General features: G+C 68.0%; 19 protein-coding genes. 7 read left to right on the plus strand and 12 right to left on the minus strand.

All coding sequences use genetic code 11. The features are described from left to right. Positions 1-40 precede the first annotated feature (40 nt). Entirely contained in the window at positions 41-1,003 is a 963-nt protein-coding gene (locus R1L06_RS03975) for a pyridoxal-phosphate dependent enzyme (protein WP_317216959.1), read from the plus strand. Beyond that, positions 988-1,632 carry a YdcF family protein gene (locus R1L06_RS03980; protein WP_032127185.1) on the plus strand — a complete coding sequence of 215 codons (645 nt, stop codon included), beginning with the start codon at positions 988-990 and terminating at the stop codon, positions 1,630-1,632. Before R1L06_RS03975 ends, R1L06_RS03980 begins: the two co-directional genes overlap by 16 nt. Before the next feature lie 256 nt (positions 1,633-1,888). Here the strand turns inward: R1L06_RS03980 and bioC are convergent, their stop codons facing one another. The 6 genes from bioC to R1L06_RS04010 form a co-directional block, all read right to left on the minus strand. After that, positions 1,889-2,773: a malonyl-ACP O-methyltransferase BioC gene (gene bioC, locus R1L06_RS03985; protein ID WP_049400863.1), complete on the minus strand. Its 885-nt coding sequence runs from the start codon at positions 2,771-2,773 to the stop codon at positions 1,889-1,891. A gap of 12 nt (positions 2,774-2,785) precedes the next feature. Continuing rightward, entirely contained in the window at positions 2,786-3,565 is a 780-nt protein-coding gene (locus tag R1L06_RS03990) for an SDR family oxidoreductase (RefSeq protein WP_317216960.1), read from the minus strand. Between the two features lie 29 nt (positions 3,566-3,594). Next, positions 3,595-4,374 (minus strand): pimeloyl-ACP methyl ester esterase BioH, encoded by a 780-nt coding sequence (gene bioH, locus R1L06_RS03995; RefSeq protein ID WP_317216961.1) that lies wholly within the window; start codon positions 4,372-4,374, stop codon positions 3,595-3,597. 17 nt (positions 4,375-4,391) lie between these two features. Continuing rightward, positions 4,392-5,615, minus strand: a complete 1,224-nt coding sequence (gene bioF, locus R1L06_RS04000) for an 8-amino-7-oxononanoate synthase (RefSeq protein ID WP_317216962.1) — start codon at positions 5,613-5,615, stop codon at positions 4,392-4,394. Between the two features lie 67 nt (positions 5,616-5,682). Continuing rightward, positions 5,683-6,726: a biotin synthase BioB gene (gene bioB, locus R1L06_RS04005; RefSeq protein WP_317216963.1), complete on the minus strand. Its 1,044-nt coding sequence runs from the start codon at positions 6,724-6,726 to the stop codon at positions 5,683-5,685. Positions 6,727-6,884: 158 nt separating this feature from the next. Next, positions 6,885-8,291 (minus strand): hypothetical protein, encoded by a 1,407-nt coding sequence (locus R1L06_RS04010; protein WP_317216964.1) that lies wholly within the window; start codon positions 8,289-8,291, stop codon positions 6,885-6,887. 341 nt (positions 8,292-8,632) lie between these two features. Here R1L06_RS04010 and R1L06_RS04015 point away from each other — a divergent pair, with 341 nt between their 5' ends. From R1L06_RS04015 to R1L06_RS04035, 5 genes are all read left to right on the plus strand, one after another. Beyond that, complete coding sequence (locus R1L06_RS04015) at positions 8,633-9,958, plus strand: chloride channel protein (RefSeq protein ID WP_317216965.1); 1,326 nt, start codon at positions 8,633-8,635, stop codon at positions 9,956-9,958. Positions 9,959-10,105: 147 nt separating this feature from the next. Further along, entirely contained in the window at positions 10,106-11,275 is a 1,170-nt protein-coding gene (locus R1L06_RS04020; RefSeq protein WP_317216966.1) for an L-dopachrome tautomerase-related protein, read from the plus strand. A 96-nt stretch (positions 11,276-11,371) separates the two neighbouring features. Further along, a complete protein-coding gene (locus R1L06_RS04025) occupies positions 11,372-12,061 on the plus strand; it encodes a ComF family protein (RefSeq protein WP_317216967.1) in 690 nt (229 codons plus the stop codon). Between the two features lie 58 nt (positions 12,062-12,119). Beyond that, positions 12,120-12,671, plus strand: a complete 552-nt coding sequence (locus R1L06_RS04030) for an HdeD family acid-resistance protein (protein WP_006399985.1) — start codon at positions 12,120-12,122, stop codon at positions 12,669-12,671. Continuing rightward, complete coding sequence (locus tag R1L06_RS04035; RefSeq protein WP_049422588.1) at positions 12,668-13,138, plus strand: SecDF P1 head subdomain-containing protein; 471 nt, start codon at positions 12,668-12,670, stop codon at positions 13,136-13,138. Before R1L06_RS04030 ends, R1L06_RS04035 begins: the two co-directional genes overlap by 4 nt. 51 nt (positions 13,139-13,189) lie before the next feature. Here R1L06_RS04035 and R1L06_RS04040 read toward each other — a convergent pair whose 3' ends face one another. The 6 genes from R1L06_RS04040 to R1L06_RS04065 form a co-directional block, all read right to left on the minus strand. Beyond that, the gene (locus R1L06_RS04040) at positions 13,190-14,992 is read right to left on the minus strand and encodes an MFS transporter (protein WP_317216968.1); all 1,803 of its coding nucleotides are present in this window, start codon (positions 14,990-14,992) and stop codon (positions 13,190-13,192) included. A 193-nt stretch (positions 14,993-15,185) separates the two neighbouring features. Further along, entirely contained in the window at positions 15,186-16,301 is a 1,116-nt protein-coding gene (gene nagA, locus R1L06_RS04045) for an N-acetylglucosamine-6-phosphate deacetylase (RefSeq protein ID WP_317216969.1), read from the minus strand. Then, a complete protein-coding gene (locus R1L06_RS04050) occupies positions 16,298-17,074 on the minus strand; it encodes a DeoR family transcriptional regulator (RefSeq protein WP_014038836.1) in 777 nt (258 codons plus the stop codon). Before R1L06_RS04050 ends, nagA begins: the two co-directional genes overlap by 4 nt. Before the next feature lie 33 nt (positions 17,075-17,107). After that, positions 17,108-18,442, minus strand: coding sequence for a D-tagatose-bisphosphate aldolase, class II, non-catalytic subunit (locus R1L06_RS04055; protein WP_317216970.1), 1,335 nt, complete (start codon positions 18,440-18,442; stop codon positions 17,108-17,110). 16 nt (positions 18,443-18,458) lie between these two features. Further along, the gene (locus R1L06_RS04060; protein ID WP_317216971.1) at positions 18,459-19,397 is read right to left on the minus strand and encodes an ROK family protein; all 939 of its coding nucleotides are present in this window, start codon (positions 19,395-19,397) and stop codon (positions 18,459-18,461) included. Then, complete coding sequence (locus R1L06_RS04065) at positions 19,390-20,544, minus strand: SIS domain-containing protein (protein WP_125895461.1); 1,155 nt, start codon at positions 20,542-20,544, stop codon at positions 19,390-19,392. The genes R1L06_RS04060 and R1L06_RS04065 overlap by 8 nt, the downstream gene beginning before the upstream one ends. Between the last annotated feature and the right edge of the window lie 143 nt (positions 20,545-20,687).

The raw sequence follows: 20,687 nt of genomic DNA on the forward strand, positions 1-20,687 counted from the left end.
TCCCGGTCGCCAGCGCGGGGGCATACGTTAATCTTGCGTCATGAGCGATTCACTGTTGCCCCGCGCCGACGACGTCCTGCTTGCTGCCGCGAGGATCGCCCCGCATGCCAGCGTGACCCCGGTGCTGCGCTCGCACACGCTCGATGCGCTCGCCGGGGCACAGCTGGCGTTCAAGGCCGAGCACCTGCAGCGTGGTGGTGCGTTCAAGTTCCGCGGTGCCTGCAACGCGGTGTGGTCGCTGGAGTCCGATTCCGCCAGTGCCGGCGTGGTCACCCACTCCTCCGGCAATCACGGCGCCGCCCTGGCGCTGGCCGCACGTACCCGAGGCATTCCCTGTCACGTGGTGGTGCCGGAAGGTGCGGTGGCGGCCAAGCTGGCCAATATTGCGCGCCATGGCGCCACGCTCTGGCACTGCCCGCCGACCATTGCCGACCGTGAGGCCACCTGCGCCAAGGTGCAGGCCGACACCGGTGCGACCCTGGTGCATCCCTATACGAATCCGGCGGTGATGGCCGGGCAGGGCACCGCCGCCCTGGAACTGCTGCACAGCGACGGCCCGTTCGACGTGCTGGTGGTACCGGTGGGCGGCGGCGGCCTCGCCAGCGGCACTGCGCTGGCGCTGCAGCACGCCAGCCCGCAGACCCGTCTGGTGCTGGCCGAGCCGGCCGGTGCCGACGATACCGCGCGCTCGCTGGTCGCTGGCGAGCGCCAGGACGCGTTCACCCCGGACACGATCTGCGATGGCCTGCGTACCCTGATCGGCGCGCCCAATTTCGAATTGCTGCGCGCGGCCGGTGCCGAGGTGATCGTGGTCGATGACGCGGCGACGATGGCCGCGATGCGCCTGCTGTGGGAGGTGCTCAAGCAGGTGGTCGAGCCGTCCTCGGCCACCGTGCTGGCTGCGGTGCTGGCGCAGCCGCAACGTTTCGCCGGACTGCGCGTGGGCCTGGTGCTGTCCGGCGGCAACGTCGACCTGCCAGCGCTGCGCTGGGGCGCGCCGTGAGCCGCGACCGGCAGCGGCCTCGCACCGGCCTGCTGGGCTGGCTGTGGCGGCTGTTTGTCCTGCTGGTGATCTGGCTGCTGGGCGTGACTGCCTGGATCGTCTGGGTCGGCGAGCGTGACCAGGCCGCCAAGGCCGACGCCATCATCGTGCTGGGTGCGGCCGCCTATGACGCCAAACCGTCACCGGTGTTCGAAGAGCGTATCCGGCATGGGCTGGACCTGTACGAGGCCCAGTACGCGCCGCTGCTGATCTTCACCGGCGGCTACGGTGGCACCGGTGCGCGTTTTTCCGAATCGCAGGTGGCGCGGCGTTATGCGCTGAAACATGGCGTGCCGGACGATGCGATCCTGATCGAAACCGCCTCGCGCAATACCGTGCAGAACCTGGTTGAAGCCAAGCGGCTGATGGACCAGCGCGACCTGCACCGGGTGATCATCGTCAGCGATCCGCTGCACATGGCGCGCGCGCTGCGCCTGAGCAAGGCGCTGGGCATCGATGCGCTGGCCTCGTCTACGCCCAGCACGCGCTTCCGCAGCTTCCACACCAGCTGGCGCTTCCTGGTGCAGGAAATCTATTTCTTCCACCGCGACCTGGTGCGCCCGCCGCTGAGTTCGCCGGCCAATACCTGAGGGTGCCGCTGCGCTCGCCGGGCATGGCCCGGCGCTACCCGGTTCACGTGCCGGCCCATACCCGCCTTTGGTAGGTGCCGACCTTGGTCGGCACACTGCTGGCGGCACCGCGATCTGATGGGGCGTGCCAACCAAGGTTGGCACCTACCAGAGCGATTCGCGTGCGGAGTGGAATGCGGTAGTGCCGGCCGCTGGCCGGCAGATGCCCAGCATGGAATCATGAAGTTGCCGGCCAGCGGCCGGCACTACCGGACGATCAGGTCTGCTTGCGCCGGATCGGAATTGCCGACACCGGCACCGAGGCCACGTCATGCCCGCCTTCGCGGATCGGTGCGCCCGGGTCCGGTGCCCAGGCGTGCGCATAGATCACTTCCCAGCTGCTGGGCAGCTTGCCGTCGGCACGGCGCATCGGTTCATACGCCGCTGCCGCAGCGGCGAAACGGCCACGCCCGGTCAGCGTGTGGCGTCGGTCCACCCGTGCATTGGTCGCGCCCATCGCACGCAGTTCGCGCATCAGTGACGGCAGGTCGTCGTAGGTCAGGGTGAACAGGTCGCGGTCCAGCACCGGGTCGCGGAAGCCGGCCATCATCAGCGCATCGCCGAACTGGGCGATCTGCGCGAAGCGGCTCACGTGCGGGCGGTCATCGGCGGCGGCGAATGCCTCGTTGAGTTCAATCAGGGTTTCCGGGCCGAAGGTGGAACACACCAGCAGGCCACCTGGCTTGAGCACACGGCGGAACCCGGCAAACACCGCCGGCAGGTCGTCCACCCACTGCAGGCACAGGTTGCTGAAGATCACGTCCACGCTGTTGTCGGCCAGCGGCAGCGCGGCGGCATCACCGCACAGGCGCTGGAACGGCTTCCACCAGCCGGCCTGGCGCTTGGCCTGGTCCAGCATCGGCAGCGCCACGTCCAGCGCGATCACCTGCGCCTTCGGCCAGCGCTTCTTCATCAACGCGCTGGCATGGCCGGTGCCGGCACCAATGTCCAGCACCACCTCGGGCTTGCGTGCCTCCAGGTAGTCCAGCGATTCGATCAGCCGCGACTGCACTTCGCGCTGCAGGGCGGCGGCGGCGTCGTAGCTGTTGGCGGCACGGGCGAACGCGCGGCGGACGTGGCGGGCATCGAAGTGGGACGGCATTGCGAAAGTCTCTTAGAACGTACCAGGGTAGGCGCCGCCGTCGATCAGCAGGTTCTGCCCGGTGAGGTAACCGGCCTGTGCACTGCACAGGAAGGCGCAGGCGGCGCCGAATTCGTCGGGTGTGCCGAAGCGGCCGGCGGGGATCTGCTGGCGGCGGCGTTCGGCCACTTCGTCGGCGTCGCCGTCCTTGCCCGCACTGTGGGCGAAGTTGGCGCGCAGGCGGTCGGTGTCGAACTGGCCGGGCAGCAGGTTGTTGATGGTGACGTTGTGGGCCACGGTGCGGCGCGACAGGCCGGCGACGAAACCGGTCAGGCCACTGCGCGCGCCGTTGGACAGCGCCAGGATATCGATCGGGGCTTTCACCGCCGACGAGGTGATGTTGACGATACGGCCGAAGCCGCGCTCGATCATCGCGTCGACGGTGGCGCGGATCAGCGCGATCGGCGCCAGCATGTTGGCGTCCAGCGCGGCAATCCAGTCGCGACGCTCGAAATTGCGGAAATCACCGGGCGGCGGGCCACCGGCGTTGTTGACCAGGATGTCCACCTGCGGGCATGCGGCCAGCGCCGCGACGCGGCCGGCTTCGGTGGTGACGTCGGCGGCGATCGCGCGCACCTCGGCGGCACCGGCCAGCGCGCGCAGCTCTTCAGCGGCGGCCTGCAGGGCGGCTTCACCGCGGGCCACGATCACCACGTTGACGCCTTCACGCACCAGCGCACGCGCGCAGCCCAGGCCCAGCCCCTTGCTTGCGCCGCAGACCAGTGCCCAGCGGCCATTGATACCCAGATCCATGCGTCAATCCCGCGGAATGAGGAAGGCGCTCATTGTCCGCCATCGGCCGGTGACAGGCCGGCAACGAAGTGTTGCAGGGCGGCGGCGACCTCGTCGGCATGGCCGAGGAAGGGCGCATGGCCGCCGTGGGCGATGGTCAGCGCCTGCCCGCCCGGGGCCAGTGCCGCGGCGGCCTGCATCGCCGCCGGAGATACCAGCCGGTCGCGTTGGCCGGCGATCCACAGGCTGGGCCTGCCCAGCGTCGGCAGCGCGCCGCGCAGATCGGTGCTTTCCAGCAGGCGCAGGCCCTCCAGCAGCGCGCGTTCGGTGGGTGCACCGCGCTCGACCAGGCGCTGGCGCAGCGTGCGCAGCTCCTCGCGGGCGTGCGCCGAGCCCATCACGTCCAGCGCCAGGAAGCGTTCCAGCGTGCCGCCGAAGTCGGTCGCCAGCTCGCGCCCGAACTGCTCGAACACGGCCGGTTCCACCGCGTCCGGCCAGTCTTCGCCACGCACGAAGCGCGGCGTGGCCGCGATCATCGCCAGCCCGCGCACCTTTGGCAGCGTCGCGGCAGCATGCAGCGCGAACAGGCCGCCCAGCGACCAGCCGCACCACACCGCCGGCGGCGTGGCCGCAGCAATGGCATTGACCACGAACGGCAGGCGCAGCGGCGTGGTGTCCTCGCGGCTGTGGCCATGGCCGGGCAGGTCTACCAGGTGCAGGGTGAACTGGTCCGCCAGGCGCTGCACCAGTGGTGCGAACACACCGCCCTGCAGGGCCCAGCCGTGGATCAGAACCAGGTCCGGCCCACGGCCGGTCACTTCAATATGCATGGGCAACGACACGGAACTCAGGCAAAAGCGGGCAGCGGCGGTGGCGCGGCTTCACGCACGGCCAGGGTCACGCGATCGCGCGCGCTGGCGATGGCCTCCACCAGGCCACGCACCTGTTCCGGCGTATGCAGCGCGGACAGGGTGACGCGCAGGCGTGCCTTGCCTTCCGGCACCGTCGGTGGGCGGATCGCGCCGACCAGCCAGCCGGCCTGCTCCAGCGCCGTGGACATCGCCACGGCGGTATGGTCATCACCACATAGCAGCGGCTGGATCGGCGTTTCCGAAGCCATCAGGTCCAGGCCGTGGCGACGCGCTTCACTGCGGAACAGCGCGATCAGGTCGGTCAGTTTGGTGCGGCGCCAGTGGTCGCGGCGCGCCAGGCGCACTGCTTCAAGCGCCGCAGCGGCCATCGCCGGTGGCACGGCGGTGGTGTAGATGTACGGGCGCGCGGTTTCGGCCAGATGCTCGATCAGGTCGTCACGGCCCAGCACCAGTGCACCGGAACCGCCCAGTGCCTTGCCCAGCGTGACCAGTTGCAGCGGTACGTCGTCCACACCCAGCCCGGCGGCGGCCACGGCACCACGGCCATCACCGACCACGCCCACGCCGTGCGCGTCATCGACGTAGAACAGCGCCTGCTGCAGGCGTGCCACAAGCGACAAAGCGCGCAGCGGTGCGATGTCGCCATCCATGCTGAAGACACCATCGGTGGCCAGCATCGCCGCGCCATCGGGCGCGTGCTTGAGTTGACGCATCGCGCCTTCCGCATCCAGATGCGGATAGCGGCGCAGGCGTGCACCGGCCAACCGCGTCGCATCGAGCAGGCTGGCGTGGTTGAGCTTGTCCTGTACGCAGACATCGTTCTCTTCGCTCAGCAATGCCTGCTGCACCGCCAGGTTGGCGGCGAAGCCACTGCCGAACAGCAGCGCACGCGGATAGCCCAGCCACTCGGCCACTTCGCGTTCAAGTGCCTCGTGCAGGGCGTGGTGGCCGCAGACCAGGTGCGAGGCGCCGGCGCCGGCGCCTTCGCGCGCGGCAGCATCCTGCAGCGCGTTGACCACGCTGAACTGCTGGGCCAGGCCCAGGTAGTCGTTGCTGCAGAAGCCGGTCAGCCACTGGCCGTCCACTTCCAGGCGTACGCCATCACGACGGCTGACCGTGCGCCGCGTGCGGCGACGGCCTTGGGCATCGCGCAGGGCGCGTTGGGCGTGGAGGCGGGCGGTCAGGTCGGGGCGGGCCATGGTGGCTGAATGCGACGACGGGGCGGCTAGGGTAGCGCGTTGCCGCGACGCCTGCTTGCGGCCCGTCTCAGGCCGCGTGAGCGCAGCCACAGCCGGGCGTATCGGCACTGATATCGGCGTGCACGGTGCCGCCGTGGTCGTGGCCCTCGGCATCCACCTGCACCGCCATCGGCTGCAGTCCCAGCCGCGCGAACAGCGCCAGGTCACGCTCGCTTTCCGGGTTGCCGGTGGTCAGCAGCTTGTCGCCATAGAAGATCGAATTGGCACCGGCCAGGAAGCACAGCGCCTGCAGCTCATCGTTCATCGCCTCGCGCCCGGCCGACAGCCGCACCATCGAGCGCGGCATGGCGATGCGAGCCACCGCGATCATGCGCACGAACTCGAACGGGTCCAGCTCGGCACTGCCATGCAGCGGCGTGCCGGCCACCTGCACCAGCTTGTTGATCGGCACCGAATCGGGATGCGACGGCAACGTGGCCAGTGCCAGCAGCAGGCCGACACGCTGCGCGCGCGTCTCGCCCATGCCGACAATGCCGCCGCAGCAGGTCTTCAGACCGGCATCGCGCACGTGCTCCAGCGTATCCAGGCGGTCCTGGTACTGGCGCGTGTGGATGATCGAATCGTAGTAGTCCGGCGCGGTGTCGAGGTTGTGGTTGTAGTAGTCCAGGCCGGCGTCCTTCAGCGCACGTGCCTGTTCGCCACTGAGCATGCCCAGCGTGGCGCAGGTCTCCAGGCCCAGTGCCTTCACCCCGGCGATCATCGCCGCCACCTTCGGGATGTCGCGGTCCTTCGGTGAACGCCAAGCGGCGCCCATGCAGAAGCGCGAGGCACCGGCGGCCTTGGCCTGGCGTGCCTTGGCCAGCACCGCATCGGTCTCCATCAGCTTCTGCGCGTTCACGCCGGTGTTGTAGCGCTGCGCCTGCGGGCAGTACGCGCAGTCTTCCGGGCAGCCGCCGGTCTTCACCGACAGCAGCGTGGAGACCTGCACCTGCGCTGGGTCGAAATGCTCGCGATGGACCGCTGCGGCGCGGAACAGCAGCTCGGGGAACGGCAGATCGAACAGCGCCTGCAGTTCGTCGTGTTGCCAGTCGTGGCGGATGGCAGCAGCCATGGCGGGACCTTGGGTACGAGTGGAGCGAGGGCGGCAGTGTGGGTGGGCGTGCGCAGGCTGTCAACAATATTCATGTTCACATGGTTTACAGTGTTTGCACTCCGGGCGATCCCGCCCGGAGCGCTGCTTCTGTCGTCGAGCGCGAAAAGTGATCGGCATCAAGGCGTGTGCGGTGTTTCGCTGATCAACGCGGTCACCTTGCCGAGGATGAAGGGACCGTCATCGAAGTAGCCGTGGCCCCAACCTTCGCGCTGGTCGGCATTGAGGTCATCAAGGGTCCACCAGCTCACCGCGCTTTCTCCTTTCCGGGCGAAGAACGCCTGGCAGGCCGAGATGTCTGCCCACGCCGCAGAGTTGCTATAGACGCTCTCCCGGGTGAAGAAGCGTTCCATGCCGAGCAGAGGCTCATCGGCGGCATCTTCGAAGATGTTGGACACGATGTAGAGCAGCGAACCGGGAAAGAACAGTGAACGCTCGTTGGCTTCGTCGGCATCCTTCATCGCCAATTGCCGGAACCTCCCGATTCGGTCCTCGTGCTTCGAGATGGCACGCGCGAACCGACGACACGTCACCGCAGGCGCTTCGAGAATAAGGTCGAACTTCAGATCCGGAAGGATCTGCGCCGCCTGGTCCAACAGCTCGCACAGGAAGATGCTGCCGGCGCTGTGGCCGACGAGCGTGATGCGGGGAACAGAGGCTTCGGACTGCAACTGCCTGTGCAGCTCGCGCAGGAATCTGACGCCACCCGATGCCGGGCCGTCGAATGAATCCTGTGCATCCTTCTTCATGGGATTCCACCAGCCGATGCGCCCCACGTCATCGAGATAGAACTCTCGCAGTACTTCTTCCACGATCACGGCGGAGACGGCACCTGGACGCCCCCGGCCATTGTGCTGGCGTTGCCATACGCGTATCACCAGTCTGGCCACCTTGATGGCCAGCGCGATCCAGTTCAATGCCATGGCCTTGTTGGGTGACGGAGTGCCAAACAGTTCCCTGGCCGTGCGCTCGTTGACGATGGCCGCGTGTTCGACTGGCGGTTCGTGTGCCAGCATCTTGTTGGCGGGCGCCAGCGTCGCCTCCCTGTAATCCTCACGAGCCTCGGCAATGGCCTGGTTCACCTCGGGATCTTCAGCGAACTCCTGTGCGAGATCTGCCGAAAGGTTATCCTCGTCGGGTGGCGCGGCGTTGAGGATCTTCATGCCGGGCGTGAACGCCTGTTCACCGCCGAGCTTTTCCAGGATCTTGTTCTGGACTTTCCTGAAGAGCAGTTTGGCGAGTACTGCACCCAGGATCTCGCCCAGGTTGTTCAACGGAGCTTCGATGTCACCCGTTTCCCAGACGAAGAACAAGGGGTAGGCCTGTGCCCGCACATAGGGGTCATGCAGGGTTTCTGCGATGCGCCGTCCACGCTTCTGCGAAACGCGGCCGCCATGTACATGGATGACGATTCCGGAAGGTGACCTGGCCTGCAGCGCGCGACCGACAATCCGGCGAAGGTCTGATTCCTGCAACGTGCCATCACGAAGATGGATGATGTGATCCAGCGGGTCGTAGGCGTTCATCTCACACTCCATTGTCATTGAGGATGTCGAGAACGAAGCAATTCACGCAGATGTCGGCACGCAGGTGCTGGCAAGCGCTACCGCGATGACGAGCGGTGGCGGCCTTTCGTTGCCGGCGGAGCTGCACCCCTCCCCAGAGGGCAGCGGCTGCAATGCTACCTCCACGAGGCGCGGTGGACGAACCCGGTAGGAATCGGCCGGCCTTCACGCATGTGGGACGGCGTGCCATTGCTGCCAAAGCATGCGGTTCCCGGCGCGTGAGCGTATTCACCACATCCTGCAAGGCCTTCGGCCACAGTAGCCGCTGTCCGCCTTCCTCCGCAGCGTCCAGACTGCCCTGCATGACCGATCTCCATCGCCTCCGCGGCCGCATCACCGCGCTGGTTCTCAGCGAGGCCTGGCGTCGCCGCGCCGCGCTCTGGGGCGGCGCCGTGGCCGTGGCACTGGTGGCCATCCTGTTCGCCAAGGCCAGCGACGCGGCCTTCCATCTGTTCCAGCGCATCACCGCGCACTCGCCGTGGTGGGCCCTGCTGCTTACGCCCGGCATCTTCGCGCTGTTGGCCTGGCTGACCGCGGGCGTGCTGAAACCCACCCGCGGCAGCGGCATTCCGCAGGTCATCGCTGCGTTGGACAAGCCAGATGAGTCGTTCCGGAAAACCAACCTTTCGCCTGCGGTGTCGGCCGGCAAGTTGCTGCTGACCTCGTTGTCGCTGCTCGGTGGCGCCTCGGTCGGGCGCGAGGGGCCCACCGTGCATGTGGGCGCGAGCCTGATGTATCTGTTCGGCCGCTGGTTCGGCTTCAAGGATCCGCGCGAGCTCTCGCACTTCCTGCTGGCCGGTGGTGCAGCGGGTATCGCGGCGGCGTTCAACACGCCGTTGGCCGGTATCGTTTTCGCCATCGAGGAGCTTAGCGGCCGCTTCGAACATCGTTTCTCAGGCACCTTGCTGACCGCTGTGATCGTCGGCGGCGTGGTATCGCTCGGACTGCTGGGCAACTACACCTACTTTGGCCATGTAAGCGCGCGGCTGCCGCTGGGCCAGGGTTGGCTGGCGATCCTGCTGTGTGGCGTGGTGGCCGGGTTGCTGGGAGGCCTGTTCGCGCGTGCGGTGCTGGCGAGTGCGGCGGGCCGCCCGCGTTGGCTCGGGCAACTGCGGCAGCGGCATCCGGTTCTGTTGGCCGCAGGCTGCGGCCTGGTGGTGGTACTGCTCGCCCTGGTCTTCGGCGAAGGCGCGTTCGGCACCGGCTACGAGCAGGCGCGCAGCCTGGTGCAGGGGCAGGCGATGGTCGGCCATGAATTCGGTCTGATGAAGCTGCTGGCGAATCTGGCGTCCTATGTGGCGGGCATCCCCGGCGGCCTGTTCTCGCCGGCGCTGGCGGTCGGTGCCGGCCTCGGCCACAACCTGGCGGTGCTGATGCCGGGTGTGGATCCGCGTGCGTTCGTGCTGCTGGGCATGTGTGCCTATCTGACCGGCGTCACCCAGGCACCGCTGACCTCGGCGGTGATCTCGCTGGAGCTGACCGACAGCGGCGATCTGCTGCTGCCGATCCTGGCCACGGTGCTGGTCGCACGTGGCGTGTCCGGGCTGGTGTGCCGGGTGCCGATCTATCGCGGGCTGGCGGAGTTGTTGATGGTGCCGCAAGCAGAGTCAGCTGATAGGCATCGCTGATTACCTTGATCGACAGGATCAATCAGGCCGCAATCTTCACTTTCGCAGTGAAGCTGATTTCCCGTTGCACCGTCTACCCGATGCCAGGTGCGCTGCTGAAGATGCACCCACGCCGGGGCTGCACCCGGACCTGAATCGAGAGCAACCATGATCAACTGCCGTATCCGCCGCGTGGCGGCTGCCGTGCTGGCCCTGGCCAGTTCCCCCGCGCTGGCGCTGGCAGGCACGCCTGTGCTGCCCAGCGAACGCAGCATCGGCATCATCGAGCCGGTGGCGCGTTTCGAGGGCGCCATGCCCACCAGCGTGGCGGTGTCCGAGACCGGGAGGATCTTTGTCAACTTTCCGCGCTGGGGGGATGAGGTGCCTTACAGCGTGGCCGAATGGCGCGAAGGCCGCGCCGTGCCCTATCCGGATGCGCGCATCAACCGCAAGGACGGTCCCGATCCGGCGGCCCACTTCATCAGCGTGCAGAGTGTGGTGGCCGATGGCCAGGGTCGGTTGTGGGTGCTGGACACCGCCGCGCCCGGGTTCTCTGCACCACAGGCCGGCGGCGCCAAGCTGGTGGCGATCGATCTGGCCACCAATACCGTGGCCAGAACGCTGGTGTTCCCGGCCAACGTCATCGACGCGCGCACCTACGTCAACGATGTGCGCTTCGATTTCCGTGTCGGCCGCGAGGGCGTCGCCTACGTGACCGACTCGTCGCTGAGCGGCATCGGCGGCATCATCGTGATTGACCTCGCTTCCGGCGCCGCGTCCAAGCGCCTGATCGGTCATGTGTCCACATCGGCCGATCCGGCATTCATACCGATCGTGGAAGGACAGCAGATGCGGCTGCGTAACGCCGATGGAACGACGCAGCCGTTTACCGTGGCTGCCGATGGCATTGCGTTGTCGCCCGATGGCAGCACGCTGTTCTACACCCCGCTGTCCAGCCGGCATCTGTACAGCGTGCCGACCGCCTTGCTGCGCGATCCCAACGTAAGTGAAGCGGCGCTGGCGGCAGCCGTGGTCGACCTAGGCGACAAGGGCGCGTCCGATGGCATGGAGATGGACGCCAACGGCCGGTTGTATGCCAGCGACTACGAGCACAACGCCATCCATGCCCGTGATGCGCAAGGGCGCTGGACGACCGTGGTGCACGATCCACGCATCCTGTGGCCCGATACCTTGTCGATGGGCCCCGATGGCTATCTGTACTTCACCGCCAACCAGCTGCATCGGCAGGCCGGATTCAATGGTGGCGTGGATCACCGGCAGACGCCGTACATGGTGTATCGCACCCGGGTGGACGCGAAGCCTGCACCAACGCGGTGAAGTGATCGGGGCAGGAGGCGGGCGATGAAAATGCCTACGGGTCGTTGAGGGCACCCCCGATAGCAACCCGCTGAGGGCGGCGACATGCTGAAGTGCATGTCTGCCTTCTTCAACCCAGTCCGCCACGTGCAGGCCGCACTTCGCGTGCTGCTACCGCTTCGTTGCCTGGTCTGCGGTGACCCAGGTCACGATGCACTCGATCTCTGTGATGCCTGCCTGGACGGACTGCCCTGGGCCGGCCGCGCCTGCCTGCGCTGCGCATTGCCGTTGCCGGACAACGCCCTGATCGTCTGCGGCAGCTGCCGCGAGGAAGCGCCACCGCAGGCCGCTACCCATGCCAGCTTGTTGTACCTGCCGCCGGTCGACCAGCTGCTGGTGCGCTACAAGTTCCATCAGGATCTGGCGGCCGGTCGCCTGCTGGCGCAGTTGATGCAGCGCGCACCGCCGCCGTGGTCATGCCTACCGCTGGTGCCGGTACCGCTGCACCGGCGCCGCCTGCGCCAGCGCGGCTACAACCAGGCGGCAGAACTGTGCCGCCTGCTGCCGATGCCGGTCTGGCAGGGGCTGTACCGACGGCGGCATACCGCGCCGCAGTCTGAGCGTACGGCCGAACAGCGCAGGGAAAACCTGTTCGATGCGTTCGATGTACGTGGTCCGGTGCCGCCGCGACTGACAGTGGTGGACGATGTGATGACCACCGGCAGCACGGTGATGGAGGTGGCGGAGACGCTGCGGTGGGTGGGAGCGGACGAGGTGCGGGTATGGGTCTGTGCGCGGGCGCCGTGATCGCCCTCTTCATCCCCAGGGGCTAGGATGAGCCCGGTTCCGGATCGAAGGAGTGGCCATGAATTCCCCCTTGTCTCCCCTGTTGTCGGCGGTTGGGCGCAGCTGGTGGATACTGCTGCTGTACGGGCTCGTCGCACTGGGTTTCGGCATCGTTGCCATCGGCTGGCCGTTGTCCGCAGCGATGGCGCTGGCGTGGACACTGGGCGTGATGGCCATCGTTGAAGGTGTCATCAGCCTGTTCGCACTGGTCAGCGGCGGCAGCGGTGCCTCGCGTGGCTGGCTGGCGCTGTATGCCATCGCCTCGCTGGGTTTCGGCATCCTGGCGGTGATCAATCCGCTGGCCACCGCCAGCGTGCTGGTGCTGTTCCTGGCAGCGTGGCTGCTGGTGGCCGGCATCTATCGCATCGTGTTCGCGATCCGCGTGCGCAAGCAGATCCAGGGTGAGTGGCTGCTGATCCTCAGTGGCGTGCTGGCGGTGGTGCTGGGCCTGCTGTTCGCGGCCAATCCGTATGCAGGCGTTGCGGTGACCACGCTGTGGATCGGCATCGGCAGCCTGCTGTACGGGCTGTTGCAGGTGCTGGTGGCGTTCAAGCTGCGGAAGCTGAAGTGAGGGCTGCGCTTCCCCTGTTGCTGGGCATGGCGTTGACCCTGACCGGATGCATGCCGGGCGCTACACCCGGTGCGTTGGCAGGTAAGGATCATGCGCCACGCCCCGGCGTGGACGTGCGCCTGAGTGCGGTCGATGCGGCGGGCAAAGGTACGCCGGCGCAGTGGCAGGGCGAGACCTTGGCCCTGCGCGAGCCGCCGATTGCCGGCAGTGCCGACATTGCCGATGTGCGCTATGTGCTGGATGAAGGCAAGCAGCCGGGCCTGCAGATCCGCTATCGGCCGGAGGCGCATCAGCGCATCCACGATGGCACCGCGGCACTGGTGGGCCAGCGTGCGGCGATCAGCGTGGATGGCCGCGTGCTGATGGTGGCGACGGTGCAGGGGCCGTTCGGCGAATCGATGATGCTGAGCGGCTTGTCCAGCGTTGCCGAAGCGCGGGAGCTGGCGAAGCACATCACTGGCGAATGACGGGCGCGCCATGAACCCGCGCTGCGCGCGGAGGTCGACCAAAGTCGACCGCTACCGGGCGAAGCGGGCCTCGATCTCTTCCAGCGACTTGCCCTTGGTCTCCGGCAGCCAGAACGCGGCTACCAGGAAGAACACGAAGGTGCACGCCGCCCAGAACACGAACATGCTGGCGTAGCCGTAGTGCCCCACCGTGGGCAGGAAGATCGCGGCGATAGTGGTGGACACGAACTGGTTGATCAGCAGCGCGATGCTCATGCCGTTGGAGCGGATGCGGTTCGGCATCAGCTCGGACAGCGCGAGCCACACGCAGACGCCGGGCCCGACCGCGAAGAACGCGACGAACACTAGGATGCAGGCGGCCACGGCCCAGCCGTGCGCCGGTGGCGGCACCGGGCCGATGCGCGCCTGCTCGATGCGCAGCGGAGCCTGCGCGGCCTTGGCCGGGTCGGCGAACGGATTCAGGTGCAGTTTGCGGAAGAACGCGCCGATCACGCTGTCCGGCTGCACGGTGCCGGCACGCTCGATGCGCAGCTCGCGGTCGGTCAGGTTGTCGCTGCGCAGGGCGCGCACATTGGTGAAGTCGCCGTAGGCATACGACACGGTCAGCTGCATCGGTCGGCCCTGGCTGTCGATGCCAGCGCCGAGGCGCTGCCATTGCGCATCATCCAGCACCAGCTGCAGGCCGTCGCCGCTGACTGCCGCCTGCAGCTGCGGCTGCACGTCGGTGCGGCCGCGTTCGGCCTGGAAGAAGAGGGTGGCGGCGGCCAGCAGGGCCACGCAGATGCCGCCACTGCCGAGCATAAGCAGGAACTTGCGGCCCTTGCGGTCGACCAGCAGCAGCGCGACCACGGTCATCACCGCATTGAGCAGCTTGATCGCCACGTCGGCGCCATTGGCCACCGAGCCGGACAGGCCGGCCTGGTTGAGAATGTTCACCGCGTAGGCCAGCACCGAGTTGATGCCGGTGGCCTGGGTGCAGGCCAGCACTACGCAGGCGAGCAGGAACGGCACCACGTAGCGGCGGCTGAGCAGCGGGTCGCGCTTGCCGCTGCCGCTGCTCGATTCCGGTGCCTGGATCTGTGCAAGCGTCGGCTCCACCTCCGAAGCGGGCAGCACGCGCTGCAGGCTGCGGCGCGCATCATCGATGCGGCCGCGACGCACCAGCCAGCGCGGCGATTCGGACAACCAGAAGATGCCGGCGCAGAACAGCAGGCCCGGCGCCAGGCAGGTCCAGAAGATGGTGCGCCAGGCGTGGTCCTTCACCGCAAACAGCTCCTGCGCCTGCTGCGCGACCGGCAGTGAGCGCACGGCTTCGGCGGCGGCATCCACGGCGTGGGCGTGGTAGAGGCCGATCAGGGCAGCCAGCACCAGGCCAACGGTCAGCAGCAGCTGGAACATGGCCGCGCCGCGCCCGCGTCGCTCGGGGCTGAGCACTTCGGCCAGGTACAGCGGAATCACCACGCCGATCAGGCCGCCACTGATGCCCTGCAGCAGCCGGCCGAGCAGCAACGGCGTGTAGCCCGAGGCCAGCGCCATGATCGGAATCGAGGCGGTGAACAGCAGGCCGGCCAGCAGCATCGCGCCGCGGCGGCCGATCAGGTCGGCGACCATGCCGGCGAACAGCGAGGACAGCACGCTGCCCAGCAGCACCGCCGCCACGACGAAGCCGAGCTGCTGGCTGCTGAGCTGCCAGGCGTGACTGGCGGTCGCTTCAAGATAGGGCAGGGCACCGGCGATGATGCCGATGTCGATGCCGTACAGCAGGCCACCGAGGCCGCCGATGAAGAGCAGGTAGCGTACGGGCCAACGCGAGGCGGTGGAAACGGGTACGGCAGGTGCGGCGGCTGCGGTCATCGGCGTATTCCTGGAATAACGGGGATGGTGCGTGGCTGATGCATTGCGCTTGCGCGCTTCATGTAGAGCCGAGCCATGCTCGGCTGCTTTCCGTTCCGATATCGAGGTTCTCCATGCCGCGCTTCGCGCGGTGAGCCGAGCATGGCTCGGCTCTACAGGGAGCCCGCGCGGCGTCCGGGCCGCATCGCGTGCGTCAGGTCAAATCAACTACGCGCCCACCAACCACCACCTGCTGCAGGCGCAGTTCGGCATCCAGCACCACCAGGTCGGCGCGGGCGTCGGGCGCGATGCGGCCGCGATCGTCCAGGCCGAGATACGCGGCGGGGAAGGTGGAAACACGTTGCGAGGCATCGGCCAGGTCCAGGCCCACATGCACCAGATTGCGCAGCGCCTGGTCCATGGTCAGTGCGCTGCCGGCCAGCGAACCGGTGGCCAGGCGCACGCAGCCGCCGCACTTGTGCACGCGCTGTTCGCCCAGGGCGTACTCGCCATCGGGCATGCCGGTGGCGGCGGTGGCGTCGGTCACCGCGTACAGGCGCGGAATCGCGCGCGCGGCCAGGCGGATCACGCCGGGGTGAATGTGCTGCAGGTCGGGAATGATCTCGGCGTACTGCGCATGTGCCAGCGCCGCCGCCGCAATGCCGGGGCGATAGTGATCGACGCCGGTCATGCCGTTGAACAGATGGGTGAAGCCGGAGGCACCGGCCTGCAGCGCGGCCACGCCTTCCTCGTAGGTGCCAGCACTGTGACCAAGCTGCACGCGGATGCCCATTGCCGAAAGCGCGGGAATCAACGCGGTGTGCTCGCCGATCTCCGGAGCCAGCGTCATCACCCGGATCGGTGCCAGCGCATGCAGCTGCTGCACCAGTGCCAGCGTCGCCTCGATCGTGCGGTTCGGCTGCGCGCCAAGACGCTGCGGGCTGATGAACGGACCTTCCAGATGCACGCCGGCAATGCAGGCGGCTTCGGCGTCGGGTGCCGCCATGGTGGCGGCCACACCCTGCAGCGCGTGCTCGATCTCGTCCAGCCCGGCGGTCATGGTGGTTGCCAGCAGCGTGGTGGTGCCGAAGCGCAGATGGGTGCGGGCGATGGTGCGGGCCACGTCGCCACCCTGCATCAGGTCCACGCCGGCGGCGCCATGCACATGCAGGTCGATGAAGCCGGGCAGGATCACCGGCAGCTGCAGATCATCGGCACCGCTGTGGTCGTCCACCTGCAGCTGGCGCACCTGCGAATCGAAGTGGACGTGGCCGCGTCGCCAGCCCAGCGGGGTGAGGATGCGGCCATGCAGGGTGCGGGTGTCGGTCATGCGGTGGGCTCGGCGATGATCACTTCGATGCCCAGCCGCTGCAGCCCCTCACGGGTCGCATCGTCGATGCCGGCGTCGGTGATGATGGCGTGGATCTGATCCAGCAGAGCGATGCGGTGCAGGCTGACGCGGCCGAACTTGGAGGCGTCGGTCAGCACCACGATGCGGCGTGCGCGCTCGACCATGCGATGGTTGAGGCGGGCTTCGGCTTCGTCGTGGGTGGTCAGGCCGAACTGCAGGTCCAGGCCATCCACGCCCAGGAACAGGGTGTCGAAGCTGTACGAGTTGAGGCTGGCTTCGGCCTGGCTGCCCTGCAGCGAAAGCGACTGCTGGCGCAGCAGACCACCGGTCAGCAGTACGGTAATGCCCGCCGCATTGGCCAGCTCCCAGGCGATGTTCAGGCCGTTGGTCATCACCGTTACATCGCGATGCGCGCGCAGGTGGCGGGCCAAGGTCATCGTGGTCGAGCCGGAGTCGATGATGATGTTGTCACCAGGCTGCACCAGGCGTGCGGCGCGCGCACCGATCGATTCCTTCAGCGGCAGGTTCAGCGCGTCCTTCTCGTGGATGTCCTGTTCCTGTGGAGGCGTGCGCACCAGGGTGGCGCCGCCGTGGGTGCGGTTGGCCAGGCCCTGCGACTCGAAGTGGGTCAGGTCGGCACGGATGGTCACCGCCGACACGCCAAAGCGCTCGACCAGATCGGCCACCTGCACCGAGCCGTGCTCGATCAGCAGCTGCAGGATCTGTTGCCGGCGGGAGCGGGTGTTGCGCATGGCCATTCTCGGTTTCGCGGGAAAAGGTAGAGATTAGCCGTTCGCAAGATCGGCGGCAGCCGAACCTGCGTTCTGCGCGCGGGGGCCGGCCTGGTTGGCGCTGCAGGCGCGGGCGTATTCGCCCAGGCACAGGCCGATACGGTGCTGCACCAGGGCGGTGGGGGTGTTGGCCAGACGGCCCTCGCGCACGGCGCGGTACTGCTCCGGCAGGTACTGGCTGAGCAGCACCAGCGGCGGCGCATGCTGCTCCAGGTTGGCGAACAGGGTCTGCACCGCCTGTACCAGCGCGGGCTCGCCCCAGTAGTAGCGGCAGCGGTCGCTGAAGGAGTAACTGCGCAGCAGGCGCAGCGCCGCCTCATCGCCCTGGTAATAGGACTGCCAGTACTTCGGCTGCGCCACCATCACCTCGTCCAGCACCTGCGGCAGGCGCGAGCACTGCGCGGCTGGCAGCAGTTCGGCCTCGATCGCGGCCAGCGCGAACAGCGCCTCGCGATAGGCGAAGGTCGCCGCCGGGCCGACCTTGAGGATGGCGAAGTGGTCGCGCACCAGCGCGTGCAGGCCACTCTCGCGCTGGTAATCGGTGGAGTGCGCCTCGAACACGATGCGCGGTTGCTGTTCCAGGAAATCAGCCAGCGTGCTGGCGGCGGCCGCGTCGTACTCGTGCACGCTGCTGTGGTCGAAGTCCACGCCCGGCTGCACCACCATCGCGATCACGCGCTGCCACGCATCGCGCAGCTGCGGCGTGTCGAACGCCTGCTGGTGGATGGCCAGGGTCTGCGCGGCGGCGGCCGGCGTGGTCACCTGCAGGCCTTCGGCCAGCGAGGCTTCGCCACCGGGAATCGGCACTTCGGTACCGATCACGTAGACCGGCGGCGGCAGGCTGTGCTCGGCGGCGGTGCGCTCGGCGATCTCGGCCAGCTCGGCCGAACGCGCGGCGACGATGGCATCGGGCAGCGGCACCGGGTCATCGGCGCAGGACATGCTGCAGTCCAGGTGGATCTTGTGGAAGCCGGCGGCGACGTAGGCCTCGATCAGCACGCGCGCGTGGGTCATCGCTTCGGCGGCCGGGCGCTTCTGCCAGGCATTCGGGCCGAGGTGGTCACCGCCCAGGATCAGCCGTTCTCGCGGGAAGCCTTCCTCATCGGCCAGCGTGCCCACGTAATCGCGGTACTGCGGCGGGGTCATGCCGGTGTAGCCGCCGAACTGGTCGACCTGGTTGGAGGTGGCCTCGATCAGCAGCACGGTGCCGTGTGCCAGCGCCACGTGCATGGCCGCGCGCAGCACCTGCTCGTTGCTGCAGCAGACGCTGTACAGGCCGACGTTGGCACCGGCGCGGTGGGAGGCAAGCAGGGTCTGCAACGGGGACATGGTCAGGCTCCGGACATCAGGAAAACGAGGGTTGGCAGGCGAGCAGGGCAGCACCACGTGCGCCACCGGCATCGCCGAAGCGTGGCGGCACGATCGGTGGCACCTGCACACCCTTGAACAGATGGGCGGCGATGGCGGCGGGCAGGTGCTCGTACAGCGGCGCGTACTGCGAAAGGCCGCCGCCGAGCACGATCACGTGCGGGTCCAGCGCCAGCACCAGCGCCGCCAGGCTGTGGCCGAGCAGGTCGCGATGGATGTCCAGCGCCTTGCGCGCGCGCGCATCGCCGGCTTCGGCCAGCGCGATCACCGCGCTGGCGTCGGCGGCGCTGCCACCGAGGTGACGCTCGATCATCGCCACGCCACTGCCGGACACATAGCGCTCCACGCAGCCCTGCAGGCCGCAGGCGCAGTCGATCAGCGACAGGCCGTGGCGCTGCAGCAGATGACCGGGCACGCTCCAGTGGCCCCATTCGCCGGCCAGCCCGTTGAAACCGGACAGCAGGCGGCCGTGCAGGCAGAAGCCACCACCCGCGCCTGTGCCGAGGATGGCGCCGAACATGCTGGGATAGCCGTCGGCGGCACCGCCGTGTGCTTCCGACAGGGCAAAACACTGCAGGTCGTTACCGAAATGCAGCGGCCGCTGCAGGCGCGCCTGCAGGTCGGCCGCCACGCTGTGGCCGGTCAACGCCGGCACGTTCGCGCTGAGCTGGCGGCCGCTGCGGCGGTCGCGCACGCCGGGCAGGGCGATGCCGATCGCCGCATCACTGCGGCCCAGCGCGGCATCGGCCTCGGCGACCAGGGTCACCACCGCCTGCAGGAAACCGTCGTAGTCGCCCTGCGGCGTGGCCACGCGGCGGCGCCAGGTGACCTGCATCGCCGCATCGCACGCCACCAGCTCGATCTTGGTGCCGCCGATGTCGATGCCGTAGCAGGCGTGGGCGATCAGCTCAGCCATGGTGGATGGTGACGCCCTTGACGACGCGGTTGACGGTGCCATCCGGGAACGGGTTGTCCGGGGTCAGGCCCAGCGCAGCCGAGCGCTGCAGCGCGAACAGCTGCGCGAAGCCCAGCCACACCGGTGCCAGCCAGGGATCATCCAGTGCCGGTACGGTGAGGGTGTACTCGTCGTCGGCGCCGATGTCCGAATGCGGGCCGATTGCCAGCACCTGGCCGGCCACGCCATCGCGGCGCAGTTCTTCCAGCAGGTCCTGTTCGTAGCGGCGCGCCAGTGGCTGCACGCTGCGCAGCACCACCACCAGGGTGTTGCCATCCAGCGTCGACTTCGGACCATGACGGAAGCCCAGCGGGGTGTTGGCCAGCGCCAGCACGCGGCCGGCGGTCAGTTCCAGCACCTTCAGCGCGCACTCGCGTGCCAGCGCTTCCAGCGGGCCGCTGCCGAGGTAGATGATGCGGTTGAACGGGCGCTGTGCCAGCGCCGCCACCGGTGCATCCCACTGCGCCTGGCCTTCGCGGGCCAGCGCGGCGATCTGCTTCAGGCGCGCCACACGCGCATCCCACGGCGAGCGGTCGAACACGGTCAGTGCGGCCAGCAGCATGCAGGTCAGGCTGCTGGTCATGGCGAAGGCGCGGTCGCAGCTGGCCGACGGCATCAGCAGGGTGCAGGTATCGGCACGGCCGGCGCCACGACGGGCCAGTTCGCCATCGGCATTGCAGGTGATGTCGAGGAAGCGCGCGTCATCCACGTCGCTGCGCACGCGGTCCACCGCCGCCACGCTTTCCGGGCTGGAGCCGCTGCGGCCGAACGAGACCAGCAGGGTCGGGCGCTCGCGCTGCAGGTACAGCGCCGGGTGGGTCAGCAGGCTGGTGGTATGCACCACGCGCACATCGGCCGGCCATTGCGCGTTGATGGCATCGGCCACCATTTCGGCAATGAAACCGGAGCTGCCGGCGCCGGTGAACAGCACGCGCTGGTTGGGATCGTTGAGGCTGTCGCCGAGGAAGGCCTGCAGGCGGTCGCGGGCACGCGACAGGTCCTGTGCGAGGGCGTCCCACAGCGCAGGCTGCTGGGCGATTTCGGTAGCGGTATCGGCTCCGCCAAGGCGCTGCCAGGCGGACACATCGGAAAGCAGGGTGACGTCCATTCGGAGGTTCCAGTTGGGCCAGCGCACCATCTGTGTTTTCTTTCGAAATGTCAAATAGCGAAAGTAAAAAGAAAGAAAATGGGGGGATGACTTTTCCCGCCGTGGAGTGCTCCGAAAAACGAAAGAACGAGCCGAATGCCGTA

It is taken from the genome of Stenotrophomonas mexicanensis, assembly GCF_032911605.1.
Lineage (GTDB): Bacteria > Pseudomonadota > Gammaproteobacteria > Xanthomonadales > Xanthomonadaceae > Stenotrophomonas > Stenotrophomonas maltophilia_A.

What these genes read in the sequence shown, in the direction of transcription:
- R1L06_RS03975 (WP_317216959.1), top strand. Translation starts at nt 41, where the DNA reads ATGAGCGATTCACTGTTGCCCCGCGCCGACGACGTCCTGCTTGCTGCC.
- bioC (WP_049400863.1), bottom strand. Translation starts at nt 2,773, where the DNA reads ATGCCGTCCCACTTCGATGCCCGCCACGTCCGCCGCGCGTTCGCCCGT.
- R1L06_RS03990 (WP_317216960.1), bottom strand. Translation starts at nt 3,565, where the DNA reads ATGGATCTGGGTATCAATGGCCGCTGGGCACTGGTCTGCGGCGCAAGC.
- bioH (WP_317216961.1), bottom strand. Translation starts at nt 4,374, where the DNA reads ATGCATATTGAAGTGACCGGCCGTGGGCCGGACCTGGTTCTGATCCAC.
- bioF (WP_317216962.1), bottom strand. Translation starts at nt 5,615, where the DNA reads ATGGCCCGCCCCGACCTGACCGCCCGCCTCCACGCCCAACGCGCCCTG.
- bioB (WP_317216963.1), bottom strand. Translation starts at nt 6,726, where the DNA reads ATGGCTGCTGCCATCCGCCACGACTGGCAACACGACGAACTGCAGGCG.
- R1L06_RS04010 (WP_317216964.1), bottom strand. Translation starts at nt 8,291, where the DNA reads ATGAACGCCTACGACCCGCTGGATCACATCATCCATCTTCGTGATGGC.
- R1L06_RS04015 (WP_317216965.1), top strand. Translation starts at nt 8,633, where the DNA reads ATGACCGATCTCCATCGCCTCCGCGGCCGCATCACCGCGCTGGTTCTC.
- R1L06_RS04020 (WP_317216966.1), top strand. Translation starts at nt 10,106, where the DNA reads ATGATCAACTGCCGTATCCGCCGCGTGGCGGCTGCCGTGCTGGCCCTG.
- R1L06_RS04025 (WP_317216967.1), top strand. Translation starts at nt 11,372, where the DNA reads ATGTCTGCCTTCTTCAACCCAGTCCGCCACGTGCAGGCCGCACTTCGC.
- R1L06_RS04030 (WP_006399985.1), top strand. Translation starts at nt 12,120, where the DNA reads ATGAATTCCCCCTTGTCTCCCCTGTTGTCGGCGGTTGGGCGCAGCTGG.
- R1L06_RS04040 (WP_317216968.1), bottom strand. Translation starts at nt 14,992, where the DNA reads ATGACCGCAGCCGCCGCACCTGCCGTACCCGTTTCCACCGCCTCGCGT.
- nagA (WP_317216969.1), bottom strand. Translation starts at nt 16,301, where the DNA reads ATGACCGACACCCGCACCCTGCATGGCCGCATCCTCACCCCGCTGGGC.
- R1L06_RS04050 (WP_014038836.1), bottom strand. Translation starts at nt 17,074, where the DNA reads ATGCGCAACACCCGCTCCCGCCGGCAACAGATCCTGCAGCTGCTGATC.
- R1L06_RS04055 (WP_317216970.1), bottom strand. Translation starts at nt 18,442, where the DNA reads ATGTCCCCGTTGCAGACCCTGCTTGCCTCCCACCGCGCCGGTGCCAAC.
- R1L06_RS04060 (WP_317216971.1), bottom strand. Translation starts at nt 19,397, where the DNA reads ATGGCTGAGCTGATCGCCCACGCCTGCTACGGCATCGACATCGGCGGC.
- R1L06_RS04065 (WP_125895461.1), bottom strand. Translation starts at nt 20,544, where the DNA reads ATGGACGTCACCCTGCTTTCCGATGTGTCCGCCTGGCAGCGCCTTGGC.